The 20,901-nt window shown below is 47.1% G+C and carries 20 protein-coding genes; 9 read left to right on the forward strand and 11 right to left on the reverse strand.

The window, feature by feature from the left end; genetic code table 11:
* Positions 1-111: 111 nt before the first annotated feature.
* The gene (locus tag JAO78_RS03040; protein WP_226749965.1) at positions 112-930 is read left to right on the forward strand and encodes an EamA family transporter; all 819 of its coding nucleotides are present in this window, start codon (positions 112-114) and stop codon (positions 928-930) included.
* Between the two features lie 137 nt (positions 931-1,067).
* A complete protein-coding gene (locus JAO78_RS03045; protein WP_226749867.1) occupies positions 1,068-1,499 on the forward strand; it encodes a CBS domain-containing protein in 432 nt (143 codons plus the stop codon).
* A 51-nt stretch (positions 1,500-1,550) separates the two neighbouring features.
* Here the strand turns inward: JAO78_RS03045 and JAO78_RS03050 are convergent, their stop codons facing one another.
* From JAO78_RS03050 to hisG, 10 genes are all read right to left on the reverse strand, one after another.
* The gene (locus JAO78_RS03050; RefSeq protein WP_226749868.1) at positions 1,551-3,707 is read right to left on the reverse strand and encodes a S46 family peptidase; all 2,157 of its coding nucleotides are present in this window, start codon (positions 3,705-3,707) and stop codon (positions 1,551-1,553) included.
* Between the two features lie 122 nt (positions 3,708-3,829).
* Complete coding sequence (locus tag JAO78_RS03055) at positions 3,830-5,524, reverse strand: PocR ligand-binding domain-containing protein (RefSeq protein WP_226749869.1); 1,695 nt, start codon at positions 5,522-5,524, stop codon at positions 3,830-3,832.
* Positions 5,525-5,739: 215 nt separating this feature from the next.
* Complete coding sequence (gene hisIE, locus JAO78_RS03060; protein WP_226749966.1) at positions 5,740-6,354, reverse strand: bifunctional phosphoribosyl-AMP cyclohydrolase/phosphoribosyl-ATP diphosphatase HisIE; 615 nt, start codon at positions 6,352-6,354, stop codon at positions 5,740-5,742.
* 486 nt (positions 6,355-6,840) lie between these two features.
* The gene (gene hisF, locus JAO78_RS03065) at positions 6,841-7,614 is read right to left on the reverse strand and encodes an imidazole glycerol phosphate synthase subunit HisF (protein WP_226749870.1); all 774 of its coding nucleotides are present in this window, start codon (positions 7,612-7,614) and stop codon (positions 6,841-6,843) included.
* Positions 7,596-8,333, reverse strand: coding sequence for a 1-(5-phosphoribosyl)-5-[(5-phosphoribosylamino)methylideneamino]imidazole-4-carboxamide isomerase (gene hisA, locus JAO78_RS03070; protein WP_226749871.1), 738 nt, complete (start codon positions 8,331-8,333; stop codon positions 7,596-7,598). Before hisA ends, hisF begins: the two co-directional genes overlap by 19 nt.
* Positions 8,330-8,923, reverse strand: coding sequence for an imidazole glycerol phosphate synthase subunit HisH (gene hisH / locus JAO78_RS03075; RefSeq protein WP_226749872.1), 594 nt, complete (start codon positions 8,921-8,923; stop codon positions 8,330-8,332). Before hisH ends, hisA begins: the two co-directional genes overlap by 4 nt.
* On the reverse strand, positions 8,923-9,993 hold the full coding sequence (gene hisB / locus JAO78_RS03080) for a bifunctional histidinol-phosphatase/imidazoleglycerol-phosphate dehydratase HisB (protein WP_226749873.1): 1,071 nt from the start codon (positions 9,991-9,993) through the stop codon (positions 8,923-8,925). The genes hisH and hisB overlap by 1 nt, the downstream gene beginning before the upstream one ends.
* Positions 9,990-11,066, reverse strand: coding sequence for a histidinol-phosphate transaminase (gene hisC, locus JAO78_RS03085; RefSeq protein WP_226749874.1), 1,077 nt, complete (start codon positions 11,064-11,066; stop codon positions 9,990-9,992). Before hisC ends, hisB begins: the two co-directional genes overlap by 4 nt.
* On the reverse strand, positions 11,059-12,381 hold the full coding sequence (gene hisD / locus JAO78_RS03090; RefSeq protein ID WP_226749875.1) for a histidinol dehydrogenase: 1,323 nt from the start codon (positions 12,379-12,381) through the stop codon (positions 11,059-11,061). The genes hisC and hisD overlap by 8 nt, the downstream gene beginning before the upstream one ends.
* A 3-nt stretch (positions 12,382-12,384) precedes the next feature.
* The gene (gene hisG, locus JAO78_RS03095) at positions 12,385-13,293 is read right to left on the reverse strand and encodes an ATP phosphoribosyltransferase (protein ID WP_226749876.1); all 909 of its coding nucleotides are present in this window, start codon (positions 13,291-13,293) and stop codon (positions 12,385-12,387) included.
* A 480-nt stretch (positions 13,294-13,773) separates the two neighbouring features.
* Between hisG and JAO78_RS03100 the strand changes: the two genes are divergently transcribed.
* The 7 genes from JAO78_RS03100 to JAO78_RS03130 all read left to right on the forward strand — a co-directional run bounded on the left by JAO78_RS03100 (position 13,774) and on the right by JAO78_RS03130 (position 19,369).
* A complete protein-coding gene (locus JAO78_RS03100; RefSeq protein ID WP_226749877.1) occupies positions 13,774-14,022 on the forward strand; it encodes a hypothetical protein in 249 nt (82 codons plus the stop codon).
* A gap of 146 nt (positions 14,023-14,168) precedes the next feature.
* A complete protein-coding gene (yoaA, locus tag JAO78_RS03105) occupies positions 14,169-16,115 on the forward strand; it encodes a DNA repair helicase YoaA (protein WP_226749878.1) in 1,947 nt (648 codons plus the stop codon).
* Complete coding sequence (gene tsaB / locus JAO78_RS03110) at positions 16,112-16,810, forward strand: tRNA (adenosine(37)-N6)-threonylcarbamoyltransferase complex dimerization subunit type 1 TsaB (protein WP_226749879.1); 699 nt, start codon at positions 16,112-16,114, stop codon at positions 16,808-16,810. Before yoaA ends, tsaB begins: the two co-directional genes overlap by 4 nt.
* 236 nt (positions 16,811-17,046) lie before the next feature.
* Complete coding sequence (locus JAO78_RS03115; RefSeq protein WP_226749880.1) at positions 17,047-17,355, forward strand: hypothetical protein; 309 nt, start codon at positions 17,047-17,049, stop codon at positions 17,353-17,355.
* Positions 17,356-17,531: 176 nt separating this feature from the next.
* Positions 17,532-18,269: an SDR family NAD(P)-dependent oxidoreductase gene (locus JAO78_RS03120; RefSeq protein ID WP_226749881.1), complete on the forward strand. Its 738-nt coding sequence runs from the start codon at positions 17,532-17,534 to the stop codon at positions 18,267-18,269.
* Positions 18,266-18,802 carry a DUF2878 domain-containing protein gene (locus JAO78_RS03125; protein WP_226749882.1) on the forward strand — a complete coding sequence of 179 codons (537 nt, stop codon included), beginning with the start codon at positions 18,266-18,268 and terminating at the stop codon, positions 18,800-18,802. Before JAO78_RS03120 ends, JAO78_RS03125 begins: the two co-directional genes overlap by 4 nt.
* A 60-nt stretch (positions 18,803-18,862) precedes the next feature.
* Complete coding sequence (locus JAO78_RS03130; protein WP_226749883.1) at positions 18,863-19,369, forward strand: chalcone isomerase family protein; 507 nt, start codon at positions 18,863-18,865, stop codon at positions 19,367-19,369.
* Positions 19,370-19,470: 101 nt separating this feature from the next.
* On the opposite strand, the gene JAO78_RS03135 is transcribed toward JAO78_RS03130, so the two are convergent.
* Positions 19,471-20,763: an alkaline phosphatase gene (locus JAO78_RS03135; protein WP_226749884.1), complete on the reverse strand. Its 1,293-nt coding sequence runs from the start codon at positions 20,761-20,763 to the stop codon at positions 19,471-19,473.
* Positions 20,764-20,901 lie beyond the last annotated feature (138 nt).

Genomic DNA, 20,901 nt, shown 5'->3' on the forward strand with positions numbered 1-20,901 from the left:
AAACAGGCCATCAGGGCGATTGGCTTCGCATACCACAACTATTCCATTGCGCATTCGGAGAATAATGTGCCGTTAAACAAAACCTTTTTCTTAGCGATTGCCAGTGTGGTGATGGCGATGTTGACGATCCAATCCGGTGCGTCTTTAGCCAAGCAATTATTTCCTCTAATTGGCCCAACAGGTACGACCGGTCTGCGTATCGGTTTTTCTGCTTTAATGTTGTGGTTAGTGTTTCGACCTTGGCGACATTTACCCGTCGGTCGCAATTGGCGAGCCGTTTTTATCTATGGCGTCTGTTTAGGAGGCATGAATTTATTATTCTATTTAGCCATAGCGCGCATTCCATTGGGTATAGGTGTGGCGTTAGAGTTCACCGGCCCACTGGCGGTGGCGTTATTCTCTTCAAGAAAACGCAGTGATCTATTGTGGGTTGCACTAACCATCGCGGGGATAGTATTGCTGTTACCCGATATGCGCTCGGTTGATGCCTTAGATCCCGTCGGTGTTGCGCTGGCGCTGGGGGCGGGAGCTTGTTGGGCGGGTTATATCTTATTTGGGCAACGTGCTGGCAGCTTAGCCTCAGGGGGTGTCACGGTTGCCTTGGGGATGGCTGTAGCCGCGAGCTTTCTGTTGCCGCTTGGCCTCTTTTCTGCTGGGCAGAGTTTACTCAGTTGGCAGGTGATCCCATTAGCGATTGGCGTGGCAGCGTTATCCAGTGCCATACCTTATAGTTTAGAAATGGTGGCATTAAAAAAACTACCCGCGCAAACCTTTAGTGTTTTGATGAGCTTAGAGCCGGCTATTGCGGCTTTAGCGGGTTTCTTGTTTTTAGCCGAGTTACTCAGCTTAACGCAATGGCTCGCCATTTTATTAGTGATCAGTGCTTCGTTAGGCAGCACCTTAAGCAGTAAATCTGCTGCAGCGAGCTAAGTTGGGTTTTTAAACCCTTAAAATCATAAAAAGTTGATCTGTACCGAAGCAGTAAGGGCTTTTATTCGTTATAACTAAAGGGTTGGGCAAGCACAGTGCATCCTGTTGCGCTATGCTACTGCGAATAAGGAGTATCGATGAGTATGCAAACTGTCACTGATTTAATGACCCCAGATCCGCTATCACTGCAACGCGGCGCCACCTTGAAAGACGCGCATGAGTTGATGAGGATAAAAAATATCCGGCATATTCCGGTGATTGATAACGAGGGCTTCTTAATTGGCATGTTAACGCAAAAAGTGTTGATTGGTGCTGTGATTAATCTTTTGGCGAAATACGGTGCGGCGGCGCTAGATCATAAAGAACAACAGTTAGGTGTAGCGACATTAATGTTAACCGATTTTGCCACAGTCACACCCGATCAAAGCTTAACTGATGTGGCAGAGTTTTTTGTCAGTAATCGGCATGGTTGTTTGCCAGTGGTCTCTGGCGACAATAAACTACTTGGTATTTTAACGTCATCTGATTTTGTTAAATTAGCAGTGCAGTTGTTGGCGGAAAAAGCATAAAGTGCAAGATGAAAACCCCCAAGCCAGTGTCAACCGACTTGGGGGAGTGGTTTAGTTTACACCTAGTTCTTTTAACAGGTTATCAGCTTTATCGACAACTTGCATCTGCCATAACATAAAGCGTAAATCGACTTGGATTGAGCGCGTGTTCGCTAGGTTAAAATCCCAATCAGAGATAATAGAATCTAGCGTACCATCGAAGGCTAACCCCACAAACTCACCTTTACCATTTAACACGGCCGAGCCTGAGTTACCGCCAGTAATATCCAAGGTGGCAAGGTAGTTCACCGGAACTGAATTCATGCTATCAACTGCGTAAGGGCCATAGTTTTTGGCTTTAATGGCATCAAGTTGATTTTGTGGTGCATTAAATTCACCTTCGCCGGTCGCTTTTTGAGTAATACCGCGCAGGGTGGTGAATGCGGTCCAAGCGTTACCATCTTCATTACCGTGAGCCCGACCGGTAACATTACCGTAAGTGACACGCAGTGTGCTGTTGGCATCAGGGTAAACGGCTTTACCTTGTGATTGCATAAAGGCAATTTTCGCGCGCATGTAACTGGCATAAGCTTGTTGGATCTTGCCACCTAGCTCTTCTTGCTCCGCTTCTTTTGAACGATCCGTTTTGTACAGTGCCACTGCGGCTTTAACAAAAGGATCGTTGCTATTAGCAAATTGTGCGGGTGTGCTTTCGAGCAGGGCCGCGCGCTGTGCTGCATCCGTTAATACAGTAGCGGCATACCAGCTATCAATCAGTGCTACTAAAGCGGCTTGATCCATATTATCTTTGATGCCCATCGCTTTGTCGAAGTCGGCATTGCGTTGTTTTTTCGGTAAAGCAACATACTTAGTTAAGCTTTGCAGATCTAACGCTTTTTCTACACGCACATCAAAAGAGCGATCCATACCGGCGATAAAGGCTTTAAAGCGCGGTAAATCACGTGCCTGGAAACCTGCTTTTCGCTCTGCATCGGGCTTAGTGCTCTCTTGCGCCAAGCGGTACAAACTGCGGGCTGTGCCAAGTAAGCGAGGGCTCGCATTATTCAGTAAATAATTATCGCGGCCTTGTTGCTGCTGCTCTTTTAACAGTTTTTCGATATTAGCCAGATCTTTGGCATAGGCTTTTTTGTTGGCGTTATTGCTGTTAACCCAAGCGGTCAATGCTTGATGTTCAGCTTGTTTACGCGCTAGAAAATCGCTTTGTGCATAGCTATCGAGCATGCCTTGGCGATTTTTCATGTAGTTATTTAAACCTGCCACTCGGCTGGCATATTTTAATGCTGCATCACGGTCATCGGCCGTTTCGCGGCCAATAATGTCCAGTGTTTCAGCAAACTGGCTAACGGTGTTCGGATAGCTCCACTCAAAGGTGTCCGCCACTTCAGACGGTAAGCGATGGCGGTTAGTGCGCCCCGGATAGCCTAATGCCATCACAAAATCACCTTCTTTTAAGCCTTCTTTCGCTAATTTCAAGTGAAAATCTGGGGTGTAAGGCACGTTGTCCGCATGGAAATCGGCTGATTTCCCTTCAGGGCTAACATAAGCTCGCAGAAAACCGTAATCACCGGTATGGCGTGGCCACATCCAATTATCGGTGTCGCCACCAAATTTACCGACACCTTCGGCAGGGGCGTGCACTAAACGCACATCTTTAATTTCTAATTGCTTAATTAAATAATATTCTAAGCTGCCGTAATAAGCCGCTACAGAACAGCGATGCCCCGCATCCTGCTCACATTCCGCAACGATGGCTTTTTGATTGGCTTCAATCGCGTCTACACGCTTTTTACCAGATAATTTGGCGGTACGGGCATCAATCACTTTGTTAGTGACGTTATCAACCGCCTTAGTGACATAGATACGGCTACCCGGTGCGGCCGGCACTTCTTCGGCTAAAGTTTTGGCTAAAAAACCATTTCTGAGTAAGTCATTCTCTGCAGTAGAGTTGTGCGCGATGCTGTTGTAAACACAGTGATGGTTAGTGGCTACTAATCCCTGTGGTGAAACAAAAGACGCTGAACAGCCACCTAAACTGACGATGGCGCCCATTGGGAATTCGGTTAATTTCGTCAAGTTAGCTGGATCTAATTCTAGGCCAGCTGCTTTTAATTCAGTGGCAATATTGGGCAGCTGTTGCGGCATCCACATGCCTTCATCTGCCATAGCGAAACCGCTGGCCAGTGCCAGTACAAGTAATGACTTTTTCATAAAATCTCTTAGTCTTATTGAATTAATGAGGATAACGAGGTTACAACGTTATAGTCGGTGCATGGCTCAGTCTTGTCAAGCCGTAGACATACACCGTTACACTTTTGTTAAGTAAGTAGGCATTAACGAGATTCAAACCAGCAAATGGCTTTAGCCTGCTGTTTAGCTTGGTACATCGCCATGTCTGCTTGTCGCAATACGTCTGAACTGTTGTGAAGTGCCCCATGAAATAAGTTAGCGCCAATACTACCCGTGCAGCTATGCTTTACGGCAAGCGTTTCGGTAAATACATGAGGCTCTGCTAAAGCCGCACTGATTTTTTCGGCCAGTTGTTGTGCCAGCGTTTTTGCTTTATCGGCATCACAGTCTAAATCGCACAACACGATGACAAACTCATCACCCCCTAAGCGAGCAACCGTATCGACTTCTCGTACTTGATTTGTTAGCCGATTCGCTACTTCAATCAGTAGTAAGTCGCCCACTTTATGGCCAAAGCGATCGTTCACTGGCTTGAAATGATTCAAATCGATAAATAATAAAGCGCCAAAGCTGTTGCTGCGCTTGCTTTGTTTAAAAGCCAGTTGTAGGCGATCATCCAATAAGCGGCGATTGGCTAAACCGGTGAGATGATCATAAAACGCCATTTTATGAATATGTTCAGCTGAGAGCGAGCGGGAAATGGCAAGCTCAGCTAAGTTACTGAAAATAGACATCTTGCTGCTAAACTCAGCCGAGGGTAAGCCGGGTTCTTTTTGATAAAAGCCAAATGCACCTAACACTTTACCTTGGGCATTTTTTATCGGAATTGACCAACAGGCTCTTAAGTCGTTCAATAACACCAATTCGCGATAGGCTTGCCAATGAGGATGTTGTAATAAATCCTCAGCCATAACAGCTTGGCCACTGTAAGCCGCACTGCCGCAAGATCCGACATCAGGGCCCGGTGTTAATCCATCAATAGCATCATTAAACGTTTGAGGTAACGAAGGGGCGGCGGCCACGCGTAAACAATACTGCGCGTCATCGAGTAACAGTATCGAGCATAATATTTCAGGATATTGGGCTTCAATTTGTCGAACAAGTTGTATTAAAACATCAGACAATACCGAACCATGACTGATCATACTAAGGATCTGGTTTTGCATTTCTAATTCGTGCGTTCGATTTTTTACTTGTTGCTCGACAATTTGCAGCATGCGGTCTGCTTTATAATTGCTATGGCTCAGCTCTGCGACTTGTTCTGCCAGAAAAGCGATCAGTTTCATCATCGCTTCAATTTTTGATTCTGGGATAATAGGGACTTCGGCAATCGCTTTTAAATAGCTATCTTCATCAAAATTATGTGCTTTTGCTTGCTGTTTAAAAAAGTTTAAATCCGGTTTTTTTATAAAGAATTGACCAATATAAAGATTAGCTACGTGCTTATTGTTTATTTTTACTGGCGCTGCACAGTCAATTAAGCCATTTAAACACGCATAAGTGGCATAATTTTGCTGTTTTATGGCTTCGTTAGCGAGAGTTGTATCAGAGTTAATGCAATTTTTAAGGCTAGCCGGGTGCTGACGATGAAACTGCATACAAACGCGTTGCCAGTTAGATGAAGAGACGACTTTACCTTGTAAATCAATCAGCGCGATTGACACGCCTAAGGCTTTTTGAAAGTTCTCAAAAATGCTATTTAGCAGGTTGAGGTCTAAGGTTTTTAGAACAGACTGTTGCGCATCCGGTGCTTGATTACTGGCTGAAAACTGCCACGACGCCAGCACAGGGTTTAGATTTTGGACATCAAATTTGATGTCTGCTTTAAATTTGCCCATGCCAATTAATCCATTATTTGTCAGGCGTTAACTCAAGTTGTGATTTAGCGTTGTTGCAGCAAGCGCTAAATCACCCCAACGTCCAGCTACCCATGGTCTTTAAGCCAAAACGTCACTGTTAAGAATAGCATATATTTTGCACGAACGTTGTCATGAGAAAGGCTGAATCGCGCAGTATAAAACGTTTTCAGCCCAGTAAAATCGCTAGCGTATTGTTATTTATGACGATCTTGTAGCACTTTAATGACATCATTAAGTGCTAATTTTTGACTGCGCAGCAAAACAAGTAGGTGGAAGATTAAATCTGCTGCTTCGTTTGCCAGCTCTTCTTTATCACCTGCCATGGCCGCAAGGGCTGACTCTACACCTTCTTCCCCCACTTTTTGCGCAATGCGTTTTACGCCACGGGCAAATAAACTGGCGGTATAGCTGCTTTTCGGATCGGCACCTTCGCGGCTGGCAATCACTTGCTCTAAGTCATACAAAAAGCTCAGTTGTGGGCTGTTGGCGTTATTATCATGCCAGCAGGTTTCGGTGCCTTCGTGGCAAGTAGGGCCTGCCGGCAGCGCCATAATTAGTAAGCTGTCGGCATCGCAGTCTTTGTCAATGCTGACCAGGCTTAGGGTGTTACCTGAGCTTTCACCTTTGGTCCACAACCGCTGTTTACTGCGACTGAAAAAGGTAACCGTGTTGCTTGCAAGGGTGTGAGACAGTGCTACTGGATTCATATACCCTTGCATCAGCACTTTACCCGAGATGGCATGCTGCACTATGGCGGGCAGTAACTGATTTTCAGGCCAGCTCAGTTGTTCAATCTGTTGTTGGTTCATCATGTAATTCTCACGTTCGAATGTGTATTTTGCCATGTAGCATTAGCGTTATTTCTAGTACGCTTCACATGGTCATTGTGCGCAAAACCGCTGTAAACACTTCCACGCTTCACACTGATACTGCACGCAAAGCCGCCGTGAATACTTCCCTGTAGGCTCCTCTTTGGCATCCATGCCAAAGACGCTTTGCTTAGCAGTATCAGTGTTTCGCTCCTCAGCTCAGAAAAAGCCCTGAGCTATGCAAGAGCGATACGTCTATTAGCGTTATCTCTAGTCCGTTTCATATGAATACAGCACGCAAAGACGCCGTAAATACTTTCCCGTAGTGTGGCAAACTTCAATCCAAAAGTTTGCCTTTTGGGCCAGCCTTGCTGTCCAAATGGGCGAATATCATGAATGATATTCACAATCTAGCCCCGAGAAAGCTTCACGGCGTGTCACAGAAAAAATGTACGTGGTGCTTGCGTGGGTTTTATGGCTTTCCTTTTAAGGCCGTATACTAATACCATCGGCCAGTAACTTCGCTTTTAGCTCGCTGATCTGAATAATACCCTTGTGGAAGACACTGGCCGCTAAGGCCCCATCCACATCGGCTTGTTGAAACACTTCGGTAAAATGCTGCATTGCACCGGCACCACCACTGGCGATCAACGGCACCTTGCACAGATCCCGAATGGTTTTCAGCTGCGCCAAATCGTAACCTTGCCGCACCCCATCCTGATTCATGCAGTTCAGCACAATCTCACCGGCACCCAAGCGCTGCACCTCAGTCACCCAGTCGCGAGTTAACCACTGTGTTTTTTGGGTGCGGCTCTCATCGCCGGTAAATTGATATACTTGATATTGGCCCGACGCCACATCAAAAAAGCTATCAATCCCAATGACCACACACTGCTGTCCATAGGTTTGGTTAAGCTCGGCAATTAACTGCGGGTTAGAAAGGGCTGGGCTGTTAATCGACACTTTATCTGCGCCCATCTCCAAAATTTTGCCGGCATCTGCCACCGATTTAATGCCACCGGCCACACAAAAGGGAATATCTATTACCTCAGCAATGCGGCGCACCCAGCTCTTATCAACCACCCGGCCATCACTGGACGCCGTGATATCGTAAAAGACTAATTCATCTGCGCCGGCTTCAGCATAGCGCTGGGCCAATGGCACTATATCACCAATAATTTCATGGTTACGAAACTGTACGCCCTTGACTACCTTGCCATCGCGCACATCCAAACAAGGAATTAAGCGTTTTGCCAGCATGCAATGGCCTCCTCAAGCGTAAATTTACCTTCTAACAGCGAGCGACCTAAGATCACCCCCGCAACACCCGAGCCGATTAACGCTTGGATATCGGCTAATGAACCGATGCCGCCAGACGCTTGCCAAGCCAGCGTTGGGTATTTACTGCTTAGCTCACGGTATAACGCCACATTAGCGCCAGTTAAGGTGCCATCTTTACTGATATCGGTACACAGTACATGCTTGGCACCGGCGGTAATATAACCGTCTAACACTTGCTCTAGTGTTACGCCAGACTCTTCAATCCAACCGTGGCTGGGTAAGGTTTTTTCGCCTTGGGCATTAATGGCCACATCTAAGGCTAACACAATGCGCTCACCGCCGTATTTGCGGATCCAGCCTTGAACCAACTCAGGCTCCCGAATTGCTAAGCTACCAATCACCACGCGGCTAGCACCGGCGGCGAGTAAATCCATCACATCTTGCTCGCTGCGCACACCACCACCGACTTGAATTTGCAATGGCGAGTCGGTCATTAGCTTGGTTAACAGGGCAATTTGCCGCTTGCTGGCATCTTTGGCACCCGAGAGGTCAACCACATGCAGTAGCGGGGAACCGGCTTTGGCATAGCTATCGCGAAGCGTAAAGGGGCTGAAAGTGTACTCGGTGGTTTTATCGTAAGCGCCTTGGTATAGACGCACGACTGTGCCGTCAATTAAATCTATCGCCGGAATAATCACAACTGCCACTCCAGAAAGTTTTGTAATAATCGCGCGCCCACTTTACCTGAGCGCTCAGGGTGAAATTGCGCACCGACCACATTATCTTTGCCAATAACCGCGGCAAAGTCAGAGCCATAGTGGCATTGTGCTAAGCTATATTCGCTCGGCACCACTGCAAAGCTGTGCACAAAATACAGATAATCTTGTTCAGTAAAGCCTGCCAAAATGGGGTGCTTACTGATCTGGTGCAAGGTATTCCAACCCATATGCGGTAAGCGCAGGCCAGCGGCATTAAGCGGTGCCACTTCGCCTGGAATTAATCCTAAACAGGCTACATCACCTTCCATACTGTGGGCGGTGAGCATTTGCATGCCCAAACAAATACCCAGCATCGGCTGCGTTAGGCTTTGTAAGGTACCTATAAGCTCGCGCTCGGCTAAATTATGCATGGCCGCTTTTGCGGTACCAACGCCCGGTAAGATCACCCGCGAGGCATCACGGATCACCGCGGCATTACGGCTTATTACAGGCTCAACGCCTAAGCGTTTTACCGCAAAATACACTGAGCTGATGTTGGCACAGCCGGTATCAACAATCACCAAACTCATTACAACACTCCTTTTGAGCTTGGTAAGGCTTCACCCGATACGGTGATGGCTTGGCGTAGCGCCCGGCCAAAGGCTTTAAATAAGCCTTCTACTTTATGGTGCTTATTACCTTCGGTAATGCTCAAGTGCAAAGACATCAACATGGCATCGCTTATTGAGCGGAAAAAGTGTGGCACCATCTCCAGCGTTAAACCGCCCACCGCACCTTCGCCTAGCTCGCCGTTAAACACAAACAGCGGCCGACCCGATAAATCTAAAATGCACTCGGCGCGGCACTCGTCCATCGGCAGCACAAAACCAAAGCGGTTGATACCCCGCTTGTTACCCAGCGCTTGTTTTAAGGCTTGGCCTAAGGCGAGGGCGGTATCTTCGACACTGTGGTGATCGTCAATATGTAAATCGCCTTTCACCTCCACTTGCAATGAGAAGCCGCCGTGGGTAGCTATTTGCTCTAACATATGATCAAAAAAGCCAACGCCCGTGTTGAACAGGTTATTACCACTGCTATCTAAATCGACCGTCACTTTAATATCGGTTTCGCGGGTGGTACGCACCACGGTCGCGCTGCGGCCACGGCTTAATAAACGTTTGGTGATTTCAGCCCAGCCTAAGCTGTCACGTTGATACTGAAAAGCCGGTAAGCCCATGTTTTCAGCCAATTGCACGTCGGTTAGCCGATCGCCAATCACATAAGAATTGGTAAAATCGATTTTACCTTGTTGCAGGTAGTCTTTGACTAAACCCAATTTCGGTTTGCGGCAACTGCAGTTATCACGCTCAAAATGTGGGCAAATCAGCACATCATCAAACTGAATACCTTGCGAGGTTAACAGTTGCATCATTTTGTCATGGGGCGCATCAAAGGTATCGCGCGGAAAGCTGTCGGTGCCTAAACCATCTTGATTGGTCACCATCACTAAGCGATAACCCGCCGCTTGCAGTTTTAATAGCGCCGGCACTAAGCCTGGCTCGTAGGCCAATTTTTCAAGGCTATCGAGCTGCTTGTCTATTGGCGGCTCTTCTACCATGGTGCCGTCACGATCGATAAATAAAATAGGTTGGCCACTCATGCGGTTTCTCTCTGATTAGGTTGGAAATAACGTTGCATTGCGCCGGCTAAGCGCTGCATTTCTGCAGGGCTGCCAATGGATACCCGTACTACCTGCGATAAACCCAGTTGGCTAGATTGGTTGCGGATCAAGATATCCTCTGCAATCAGCGCATTAACACAGGCTGCGGCATCGCTTACTTGCAACAGCACATAGTTAGCATTGCTTGGCCAGACTTTATTAATGCCCGGTAAGCTTGCGGCAAGCGTGATAAAGTCATCACGTAAAGCGTTAATGGTGGCTACGCTCTGTTGCATTTGCGCGATACCAGTGGGCGATAGGGCTTGCGCAGCAATTTGTGCCACCGGCTCGGCAATCGGGTAGGGCGCAATCATTTTTTTCAGGGCGTTGATAATTTCAGGTGCAGCCAACGTAAAACCACAACGTAAACCCGCTAAACCAAAGGCTTTAGATAGCGTGCGCAAGATCACCAAGTGCGGATAACGGCTCAGTAGCGACACCACAGACGCCTCTGGTGCAAATTCAATGTAGGCTTCATCGACCACCACTAAGGCTTGATCTTTAAAGTGCTCTAACACGGCGATAATATCTTCGCGCGGAATGAGATCTCCGGTTGGGTTATTGGGGCTACAAATAAACACAAGCTTTGGCGAGGTAGCGAAAATGCCGGGTAAATCTAAACGCTCATTATTTTTTAACAGTACTTTATTCACCGACGTTTGATTGCTCTCGGCACTAATGGCATACATGCCATAGGTCGGTGGGCAAATTGTAATGCTATCTTGCTTTGGCTCGCAGAAGCTTCGGATCAGCAGCTCAATGCCTTCATCTGCGCCACGGCTTACCAATACTTGCTCGGCAGCTAATCCTGCATAAGCGGCGTAGCCATCAATCACGGCTTTGGGCTGACAAGACGGATAGCGATTAAAGGTGCCATCTAACTGATAAGCTGGCGCTAGCGCGTTTTCATTGGCATTAAGCCACACCGCACCGCCACTCATCGAGCTGCGGGCAGAAGCATAAGGCACGATAGCTTTTACGGCATCACGGGCCAGCGGGTGTACCTTAGACATTTTCAGTCTCCTTTAATAAACTGGCCAAGCGTAACCGTACCGCATTGGCGTGCGCTTCTAAACTTTCGGCTTCAGCCAGGGTGACAATGGCGGGGCCAATATTTCGCATCCCAGTGGCAGATAATTGCTGCACGGTAAAGCGGCGGTAAAAATCGGTCATCGACAAGCTTGAGACGGTGCGACTGTAGCCATAAGTCGGTAATACATGGTTAGTGCCACTGGCGTAATCCCCAGCGGATTCGGGCGTCCAAGCGCCAACAAAAATACTGGCTGCGCTGGTAAAGCGCTCAGTGAGTAGCTCGGCTTGCTCCGTTTGCACAATTAAGTGCTCTGGTGCATAGGCATTGGTCACGCTAATGGCGTTGTCTAAGTCGGCTGTTAAGATGGCTCGACTATGCGCAAGCGCTTGCGCAGCAATATCACGGCGCGGAAGGGCGACTAATTGCACGCTGAGGGCTTGCTCTACAGCATCCAGCAAACTTGCGCTATCGCTAACTAAAATAACCTGTGAATCAGGACCATGTTCAGCCTGCGAGAGTAAGTCTGCTGCGACAAACTCTGGGTTAGCCTGAGCATCAGCCAGCACGAGCACCTCAGACGGGCCGGCTGGCATATCAATCATCGCACCTTTTGCATCTTGGCTTACTTGCTGTTTCGCTTCAGTAACATAGCGATTGCCTGGTCCAAAAATTTTATCTACTTTGGCAATCGTCTCTGTACCGTAAGCCAGCGCCGCCACAGCTTGAGCCCCGCCAATGGTATAAATTTCGGTAATGCCACAAAGGTTAGCGGCATAAATAATCTCGGGTGCAATATCGGTCGCCAAGGGTTTACCCGGTGGCGTGACCAAGACTGCACGTGGGCAGCCGGCTAATTGCGCCGGGACACCCAGCATTAACACCGTAGAAGGTAACGGCGCACTACCGCCAGGAATATACAGGCCGACACTGCCAATCGGGCGACTTTTTAGCTGACACATTACGCCAATACTGGTTTCAACTTCGATATCCCGCGGTAATTGCGCCGCATGAAACTTGCGTATATTGTCATAGGCTAATTCAATCGCGGCTTTACGCTCAGGTTGTAATTGGCTTAACAACTGCTGCTGCAAGCTGGCACTTAACGCCAATGGGTTATCGGTAAGCTGATCAAATTGCTGACTAAAACGACGTAAGGCAGCATCACCTTCTGCTCGCACCGCCGCAATGATCTCGCGTACTTTGGGTGCAAGGCTGGCTGAATCAGGCAGGGCCGGTCTGGCCAAGGCCGCTTGTTGGCCAGCTTGATCAAGTTGACTCCAGTTAAAGCGTTGCATCGATTACTCCATCATCTTTTCAATAGGTAATACTAAGATTGAGCTGGCGCCCAACACTTTAAGTTGTTCCATGGTTTCCCAGAACAGCGTTTCGCTGCTGACCACATGCAGTGCCACCATATCGTTATTGCCGGCGAGTGGCAGTAAGGTTGGATTTTCTGCACCAGGTAATAACGCGATCACTTCATCTAACTTAGCGCGCGGGGCGTGCAGCATGATGTATTTGCTTTCGTTGGCTTGCATCACGCCTTGAATGCGTGGCATTAACTTAGCAATCAGTTTCTGGTGCTGAGCATCAGCTAAACCTTTGCGTTGGATCAGCACGGCTTTACTGCGGTAGATCACTTCGGCTTCTTTTAAACCATTAGCTTCTAAAGTCGCGCCGGTAGAAACGAGGTCACAAATCGCATCGGCTAAACCGGCCCGAGGTGCCACTTCAACTGAACCGGTTAACATCACTACGCGGGCATTCACGCCTTGCTGTTTTAAATAGCGCGTCAGTAAACGTGGGTAAGTAGTTGCAATGGTTTTGCCTTCAAGGCTGCTAACGCCTTGGTATTGCTCTTCTTGTGGTACGGCAATTGATAAGCGGCAACCGCCGAAATCTAAGCGGGCTAGCACTTCATAGTCCGCGCTTTCGTTGTCGATTTGCCGTTGCAGTGACACTTCTTCTAATACGTTTTCGCCGATAATGCCTAGATCACAGACGCCATCCATTACTAAGCCTGGGATGTCATCATCTCGCACCCGTAAAATATCAATCGGCATATTTTCAACGTGAGCAATTAAGCGTTGTTCACGTAGATTAATTTTTAAACCACAGCTGCTTAGCAGTGCTTGTGATTCAATCGACAGACGACCTGATTTTTGCATACCGATGCGAAGACGCTTACTTTCAATGGCTGGACTCATTGGTCACTCCGAAAATTAAAAACTGTAATTAAAAACAAAAAACCCCGTGGCTTAGGCCTGCGGGGTTGCGAGTAACAAGATGCACCGGAGGCCCAGACAACAGCCCTCCACCTAAGCGGTAAGGCTAGGTAATATGATGGTGATGCAATGTTACTGTTAAACTATTCATGCTGTAAATTTATCCAAAATGCTATGCTATACAAGTTACTGCAGCAGACTGTTTTTCGCAAGCGCTTTTTTTCAAGTAATCCAACGGGTAATTTAATGTAAACTCATTAAAATCAATAGTATAAGCTGATGCTGCGTTTTTTTAAGCTAAACAGTTGCAGAGTCGTGTTTTTAAAAATTAAACCATTTGTTTAAATTGTGGTCAGGTTGTATAGGCATGCATTGCACTCTTAGCATTAAAGTGATGCGATTTTCCGCCGATATAATAATATAAAACCCAAATAACATTTGAGATACGGACAGGAGGCAAAAATGGATGCTTTTATGCCATTTATACAACGTATTCCGGGAACGCCGATTGAGCCGGACCCGAAAACGGTGCTGCCTGTTTTTAAAGAGGCACGCCTTGAGCCCCTCAAGCGCGAAGAGCAAAAGTACCTTATTTTACGTCGTTTTGGTTATAAAACCGGCCTCGCTGATGATTATCCTGCCGCCCCTTACACCACTCCCGAAGAAGATCAGCATGTTGATAAAGACGGGCATTTAGATATTTTTGTCTGATTTTTTAGCTGAACAAGGCATAATAGCCAGCAATACATCTTATGCAGCGAATACGTTAGCGTTTCAAAGCCTGCGTTTAAGCTAATCAAGCCTTTGTGGAGTGCCAGTGAGCTATTGCAATTTGCCCGTTTTCATCTGGATAACCTATGGCCGTTAAATCTGCCAAAGCCTTTGCTGAAAACGGTATACTCGCGCAGCATATTGCAGGCTTTAAACCTCGCGCCGCGCAACTGGAAATGGCAACCGCTGTTGAACAAACCATTCAAAAAGACGGTGCCTTGGTGGTAGAAGCCGGGACGGGTACCGGTAAAACCTATGCGTATTTAGTGCCTGCGTTACTGTCTGGTAAAAAAGTGGTGTTATCAACCGGAACGAAAAACCTGCAAGAGCAATTGTACTTTCGTGATCTGCCAACCGTACTTCAAGCGTTAGCGTTACCGGTTAAAACGGCTTTACTTAAAGGCCGCTCAAATTACCTGTGTTTGTTTCGTTTAGAGCAGCATTATCAGCATATTCCGGTAGCTGATCCGCAACTGATCGCCGATTTAAGCTTAATCAAAAAATGGTCTGCGGAGACGCACAGCGGTGACATCGGCGAATTAACCTATATTGCCGAAGACTCCAAAGCCTTACCCTATGTAACCAGTACTACCGATAACTGCTTGGGTAAAGACTGCCCCGTTTATGAAGAGTGCCACTTATTAAAAGCGCGCAAAGAGGCACAGGCCGCCGATTTAGTGGTAGTGAATCATCACTTATTTTTTGCTGACTTAGCCTTAAAAGATACTGGCTTTGGTGAGTTGTTGCCAGAAATGGAAGTGGTGATCTTTGATGAAGCGCATCAGATCCCTGATATCGCCAGTGAGTATTTTGGCGAACATTTCTCTAGCCGTATTTTACAAGATCTGTGTAAAGACATTGAGTTAGTCGGTAAGGCAGAGCTAAAAGATGTCATTCAGCTAAGCAAGGCTGCAGATAAAGTGGCCAGCCTGACTCGCGATTGGCGGCTGCAATTTGCCACAGATCCCGCGCGTGGCAATTGGCGGCAAGCTTATCAAAACCCTGCTATGCAAACGGCGATCACCCGCATAAACGATGCGCTAGATATGTTGTACCAGATTGTTAAAAGTAGCTTAGGCCGCAGCCAAACCTTGGATAATTGCTACGAGCGTTTAGCACAGCTTAAAAGCCAACTGCAAAAATTGCTGCAGGTTGAACAAACGGGGGTGAGTCTTTGGTTCGAAACCAGCAAATTGCATGTTGGTTTGCATTTAACGCCACTGAGTATTGCCGATAAATTTAACAAGCTAGTGTTTGCTGAGCAGCGCAGCTGGATTTTTACGTCAGCCACGCTATCGGTAGATGAAGGCTTTGCCCATTATCAACAACAAATGGGCTTGACGGGGGCAGATACCCTGTTACTCGAAAGCCCGTTTGATTATGCGCAACAAGCGCTGCTCTGTGTGCCGCGATTTATGCCAGAGCCGCACGAGCCTGCAATGATGCATGCTTTATTAACTATGGCAATTGAGCTAATTACCGCTAATAACGGGCGTTGTTTTTTCTTATTTACCAGCCATCGTATGTTACAGATGATGGCGAAAGCCTTACCTGAACAAATTCGCCAGCCGGTGCTTATTCAAGGCTCTACCGGTAAACGTTTATTGTTAGAACAATTTGTTAAATTAGAAAATGCGGTGCTGCTGGGTACCGGCAGTTTTTGGGAAGGCGTTGATGTACGTGGTGATACCTTAAGTTGTGTCATTATCGACAAGCTACCCTTTGCCTCGCCAGATGATCCGTTGTTACAAGCGAGGGTGGAAGATTGTGCGATGCGCGGTAAAGATCCTTTTGCTGAGGTACAATTACCGCAAGCGGTGATTACCTTAAAACAAGGGGTCGGCCGACTGATCCGTGATGTAACCGATCGCGGTGTGCTGGTGATTTGCGATAATCGGTTGGTGACTAAACCCTATGGGGCGACCTTTTTAAAAAGCTTGCCACCGATGCGGCGAACGCGTGATCTCGGCGCGGCCAGTCAGTTTTTAAAAGAGATGCAAGGTTTAAAAGAGCAGCAACAAGGAAACTCATGAATTTTTTAGCGTTAGATACTTCTACCGAAGCGTGTTCCGTCGCGTTAAGTCACAATGGCAAAATACTGACCCTAGACGAAGTATGCCCGCAACAACACAGCAAACGTATTCTACCTATGGTGCAGCAATTATTGGCTGAGGCCGGTGTTAACCTGAATCAGCTAAATGGTATCGTATTTGGTCGTGGCCCTGGGAGTTTTACTGGCGTAAGGATTGGCGTGTCGGTCGCACAAGGTTTAGCCTTTGGCGTCGATGTACCGGTATATGGCGTTTCGACTTTGGCGGCGATGGCACAAGCTGCTGCGCAGTTAAAAAATGCTCAACACGTTATTGCTGCAATTGATGCGCGGATGGCCGAGGTCTATTTGGCTGTCTATGCTCGTGATGAGCAGGGTTTGATGCAGGCGATTAGCGCTGAAGTGGCGGCAAAGCCTAGCGCCTTACCCGCAGCGATAACCGCTTTAAATTTTGACACTGAAGTAATGGCCGTCGGCACCGGCTGGCAAACCTATCAGAGCCAGCTGCAAGGCATACTTTCAGCCAGCGTGGCCAAAGATATTTTATATCCCTCAGCACAATACATGCTGCCTTTTGCTGCTCAGGCATGGCAACAGGGCCACTTTGTTGCAGCAGAGCAGGCCGAACCGGTTTATGTGCGAGACGAAGTCACTTGGCAAAAACTGCCCGGCCGTTAACCCCTAACCACACTCACATTACCAGAGACTGGTCAGACCGCACTCTGAGACAGGTTCGACCACACTCTGAGACTGGTCAGACCGTACTCCGGTACAGGTCTGACCATACTCAGAGACGTTAGCTTGAAGACGCTAGCTTGCAAATGCATATTAATATCACTGTTTGCAAAAGTTACTGGCTTGTTGGTTGATTACTTGTCTATAATTAGAGCACTGTCCAATAGCTAAGATCTTGCATGAGCATCAACGCCAGTAACAACATTAATCCTAGTAGCTTGCTAAATCCGGCAACGAATCGGCCACAGCCGAGTCGTACGGTGCAGCCAGAGCGGGAGAGTGTGGTTAAAGAAACGGCGGGTATTCGTTTTGAGCGTGATGCGGTGGAGCGATTAGATAGCGAGCGGGAAGCGCAAACTAACCGCCAATCTTTTCGCGATAACACGGAACAACGCAACGAACGCGCGGTTGCTGCGTATCAAAGTTTGCAAAACGAACAACGCCGCAGCGAAGTTCAAGCCATGCTAGGTGTTGATTTATACGCTTAATGGCTGTTAATTGTTTGCTTTAATTTTTTCGCTTCGCTTATCCCTTCTATTGCCACACTGAACTGTTCTAATTCCTTTACGTATAAACTATATCTTTCTTGCTCACTGGCTATTTATTACGCCTTGCTTATAGAGGCTTCCGTGTAAGTGAGTCCAGCGACATAACAGGAGTGAATATGTCTGCAACAATTCTTATTACCGGTGCTAGCTCAGGTATCGGGCGCGAAACCGCAAGCTATTATGCACAGCAGGGCTGGACGGTTTACGCGGTGGCTCGCTCAGAAGATAAGTTAGCGGCACTGGCTGCTGAACATCCTGAAAAAATTATCCCTGTCAGCTTAGATTTAACAGATTATGCAGCAATGCAAGAATGGCAAGCCAGTTTACCGGCAGCACTTCATTTTGATGTGGTGCTGTTAAATGCCGGGAATTGCGAATATGTCGAGGCTAATGATCTCGATTTAGATGCGTTTGCACGAACTTTTGCCATTAATTTTCAGGCTGTTGTTAGCAGTACTAAGCTGTTATTACCACGCTTAAAAGCCGGCAATACTTTAGCGATTGTTAGTTCAATGGCACATTTTTTTCCTTTTACTCGTTCAGAAGCCTACGGTGCCAGTAAAGCTGCGGTCAGCTATTTTGTTGATAGTTTACGCGTCGATTTATCTGATAGCGGCATCCATATTTGTTTGATTGAACCCGGCTTTATTGATACGCCATTAACGCAAAAAAATGATTTTCAGATGCCTTTCTTAATGCCTGTGGCCGCCGCAGCTAAACGTATTTTTGATGGCATCGAAGCGGGAAAGTTACGGCTGCGTTTTCCAAGACGCTTAGCCTATTTATTAAAAACGCTGAGTGTGTTGCCTTACGGTTTACGCTGTAAGTTGGCAGCCAAGATGAAGCAATCATGAGCAGCGTTAAGGTTAAATTAAATTGGCGAGTCTTAATTGGCTTTGAGTTAAGTTGGTTTTTACTGGTCTATTTTCAGCAATTGGCTTTTTGGCCGGTTTTAGCTTATTTGCTTTATGGTCTTTGGCAACTGCCGTCAATGAAGGCGCGTTATTTGGTATTGGCGGCTGCCATTTTAGGTATCAGTGTTGACTCGTTATTAGTCGCAACCGGGATCTTAAGCTTTGCGCAATTGGCTTGGTTACCGCTGTGGTTTATTTTGTTGTGGGCCATATTTGCGTTAGCACTGGTTGAAGTGATGAGTCGTTTCTTAACAAAACCTTGGCTGGGCTTTTCCTTGGGCGCAACCGGTGGGCCGCTGTCTTATATTGGCGGTGCGGCATTAAGTGACGGTGTCATGAGCTTCCCATCAGGCGTGACTTCTTACATCGTTTTATGTTTAGTCTGGGGCTTATTAGGTGTGATTTTCGGTAAGATCCCAAGCTTGTTAGAGACCAGCACAGCGCAAGAGTTGAACGGTTCCGCTCAGAAATAGTCTAAACATTATCGTCGGCGGCATCACAATGCTGCTTTTGGCAAGTTATTTGGAGGGGCTATGCGTAAGTTATTGGGTATTGTTTTAGCACTGGGTGTGTCATTCCCGTTGTTCGCGGTTCCGCAACTTGAGACCGTTGGCCAAGGAAGTTACCGTTATTTATTTTGGCAGTTATACGATGCACGTTTAGCGACCCGCGATGGCCGTTATGTCGATTACCAGCAAAGCTCGCCGTTATTGTTAGAGTTAACTTATAAACGCAAGATTAGCCGTGATCAGTTCATCGAGGCAACAGTTGATGAGTGGAAAAAGCTGAAACAAAGCACACCTGAGCAACAAGCTGACTGGGCTGAACAATTAAAGACTTTGTGGCGTGATGTAAAAGAGGGTGATCGTTTAGCGGCAGTGCTGTTAGCGGATTCGAGTGTCGAATTTTATTTTAATGGCACTAAAACTGGGGTGGTTGAAGATAACATTTTTGGTCCCGCGTTTTTTAATATATGGCTACACAACGATACCAGCGCCCCAAAGTTACGCGAGCAATTAACCGGTCTAGGTAGTGAATAAACAACAAAGCGCAAGTTAATACTAGATAGTTAAGTGTTGTCTCAGAATCACTTAACTATCCGGCAAAAATAAACACTAGGCGTTTTTAAGCCCGCAAAGGCTTAATGGCTACTGATATACTTGATTAATTGCTTAGCAATATCGGTATTGTCCATAAAGCCGTGGAAATCTTCACTGTTTTTACCATAAGCCATGACGGGGACATCCACCGCGGTATGGGCGCCTGTTGTCCAACCGGTGTAAGAATATTGAGCCACAAGTTTAACCGCCACTTCGCGTAAGGCTTTTTGCTCTTTGCCCCGAGCAGCTAACAATTGTTGCTGTTCTTCTTTGGTTAGTTGGATCTTGGTAAGAGCTAGCCAGCGTGCTAGCGCGGTGTTGTCATCTGGGGCAGCGTTAAGCTCATCTGCTATTTTACGCCCCGTAGCTGATACCCCTTTAATGACCTCTGGTAACCATAAATACTTGCCTGCCGCCCCTAAAGACATGCCACCGGTTTCGTGATCAGCAGTAATAATTAATAAGGTATCAGGATTGGCATCGACATAGGCTTTAGCAACCGCGATAGCGTTGGCAAAATCATCCATTTCAGCCATGGCACACGCGATGTCGTTATCGTGGCCACACCAGTCAATCTGACTGCCTTCTACCATCAACATAAAACCTTTTTCAGCAGGGCTCAACAATTGTAGAGCTTTGCTGGTCAGTGTCTCTAGTTGTCTCGGTTCAGTCGCATTAAGTGCAGCAGGTAACGCAACGTCAGCCATCAGTGCCAGTGCCGGTGCGCGAGTCAGCGAATCAAGTTGCTGCCAATTATCGATGTACTGATAACCTTCGTTTTTAAATTCATTAACCAGATGCCGATCTTCACGGATAAAAAACTGAGTGCCACCGCCTAAGATTACATCAGCGACCGGCTTGCCGTTGATCCGGTAGTCAAAGTACATATCTGCAATCTGATTGTAATTTTGCCGACTGATATTGTGGGCTAAAAAGGACGCGGGAGTGGCATGGTTAACCTGAGAACTTGCGACCACACCATTCGCTTTACCTTGATGTTTTGCCAGTTGCATCATAGTGCCAATGGGTATGTGTTGGCGATTGACTGATATAGCGCCGTTATAGCTTTTTACGCCAGTGGCCAGAGCCGTAGCAGCTGCGGCAGAGTCAGTAACCAGGGTGTCGTCGTCAGGGGAGGTGCTAGCGGTACCCTTAAGTAAATCATCAAATATAGTGTTAGCGACAGGATGTTCCCCCTCGTGTTGATAATAACGATAGGCCGTTAAGTAAGCGGGGCCCATACCATCACCTATCATGTAAATGATATTTTTTGGCGCTGCGCTAGCAGCTGTGGAGGCAAAAGCGATTACGGGTAACAATAATAATGCGCGCATCAGAGACCTTGAGTGTTCAGACAATCTAGAGTGACTGGCAGTTTAAAGTATGAATATGACAACGCCAAGACGCTTGCGGTAGAGTTGCCAAAAAATGATACCGGTATACAGGGTGCTTTTGCTGGACTTTTGGGCAAA

The organism is Alishewanella maricola, from assembly GCF_016343785.1.
In the GTDB taxonomy this organism is placed as follows: domain Bacteria; phylum Pseudomonadota; class Gammaproteobacteria; order Enterobacterales; family Alteromonadaceae; genus Alishewanella; species Alishewanella maricola.

Excerpts from the sequence above, each read along its gene's own strand:
- JAO78_RS03040 (WP_226749965.1), top strand. The coding sequence starts at position 112 with ATGGCGATGTTGACGATCCAATCCGGTGCGTCTTTAGCCAAGCAATTA.
- JAO78_RS03045 (WP_226749867.1), top strand. The coding sequence starts at position 1,068 with ATGAGTATGCAAACTGTCACTGATTTAATGACCCCAGATCCGCTATCA.
- JAO78_RS03050 (WP_226749868.1), bottom strand. The coding sequence starts at position 3,707 with ATGAAAAAGTCATTACTTGTACTGGCACTGGCCAGCGGTTTCGCTATG.
- JAO78_RS03055 (WP_226749869.1), bottom strand. The coding sequence starts at position 5,524 with ATGGGCAAATTTAAAGCAGACATCAAATTTGATGTCCAAAATCTAAAC.
- hisIE (WP_226749966.1), bottom strand. The coding sequence starts at position 6,354 with ATGAACCAACAACAGATTGAACAACTGAGCTGGCCTGAAAATCAGTTA.
- hisF (WP_226749870.1), bottom strand. The coding sequence starts at position 7,614 with ATGCTGGCAAAACGCTTAATTCCTTGTTTGGATGTGCGCGATGGCAAG.
- hisH (WP_226749872.1), bottom strand. The coding sequence starts at position 8,923 with ATGAGTTTGGTGATTGTTGATACCGGCTGTGCCAACATCAGCTCAGTG.
- hisB (WP_226749873.1), bottom strand. The coding sequence starts at position 9,993 with ATGAGTGGCCAACCTATTTTATTTATCGATCGTGACGGCACCATGGTA.
- hisC (WP_226749874.1), bottom strand. The coding sequence starts at position 11,066 with ATGTCTAAGGTACACCCGCTGGCCCGTGATGCCGTAAAAGCTATCGTG.
- hisD (WP_226749875.1), bottom strand. The coding sequence starts at position 12,381 with ATGCAACGCTTTAACTGGAGTCAACTTGATCAAGCTGGCCAACAAGCG.
- hisG (WP_226749876.1), bottom strand. The coding sequence starts at position 13,293 with ATGAGTCCAGCCATTGAAAGTAAGCGTCTTCGCATCGGTATGCAAAAA.
- JAO78_RS03100 (WP_226749877.1), top strand. The coding sequence starts at position 13,774 with ATGGATGCTTTTATGCCATTTATACAACGTATTCCGGGAACGCCGATT.
- yoaA (WP_226749878.1), top strand. The coding sequence starts at position 14,169 with ATGGCCGTTAAATCTGCCAAAGCCTTTGCTGAAAACGGTATACTCGCG.
- tsaB (WP_226749879.1), top strand. The coding sequence starts at position 16,112 with ATGAATTTTTTAGCGTTAGATACTTCTACCGAAGCGTGTTCCGTCGCG.
- JAO78_RS03115 (WP_226749880.1), top strand. The coding sequence starts at position 17,047 with ATGAGCATCAACGCCAGTAACAACATTAATCCTAGTAGCTTGCTAAAT.
- JAO78_RS03120 (WP_226749881.1), top strand. The coding sequence starts at position 17,532 with ATGTCTGCAACAATTCTTATTACCGGTGCTAGCTCAGGTATCGGGCGC.
- JAO78_RS03125 (WP_226749882.1), top strand. The coding sequence starts at position 18,266 with ATGAGCAGCGTTAAGGTTAAATTAAATTGGCGAGTCTTAATTGGCTTT.
- JAO78_RS03130 (WP_226749883.1), top strand. The coding sequence starts at position 18,863 with ATGCGTAAGTTATTGGGTATTGTTTTAGCACTGGGTGTGTCATTCCCG.
- JAO78_RS03135 (WP_226749884.1), bottom strand. The coding sequence starts at position 20,763 with ATGCGCGCATTATTATTGTTACCCGTAATCGCTTTTGCCTCCACAGCT.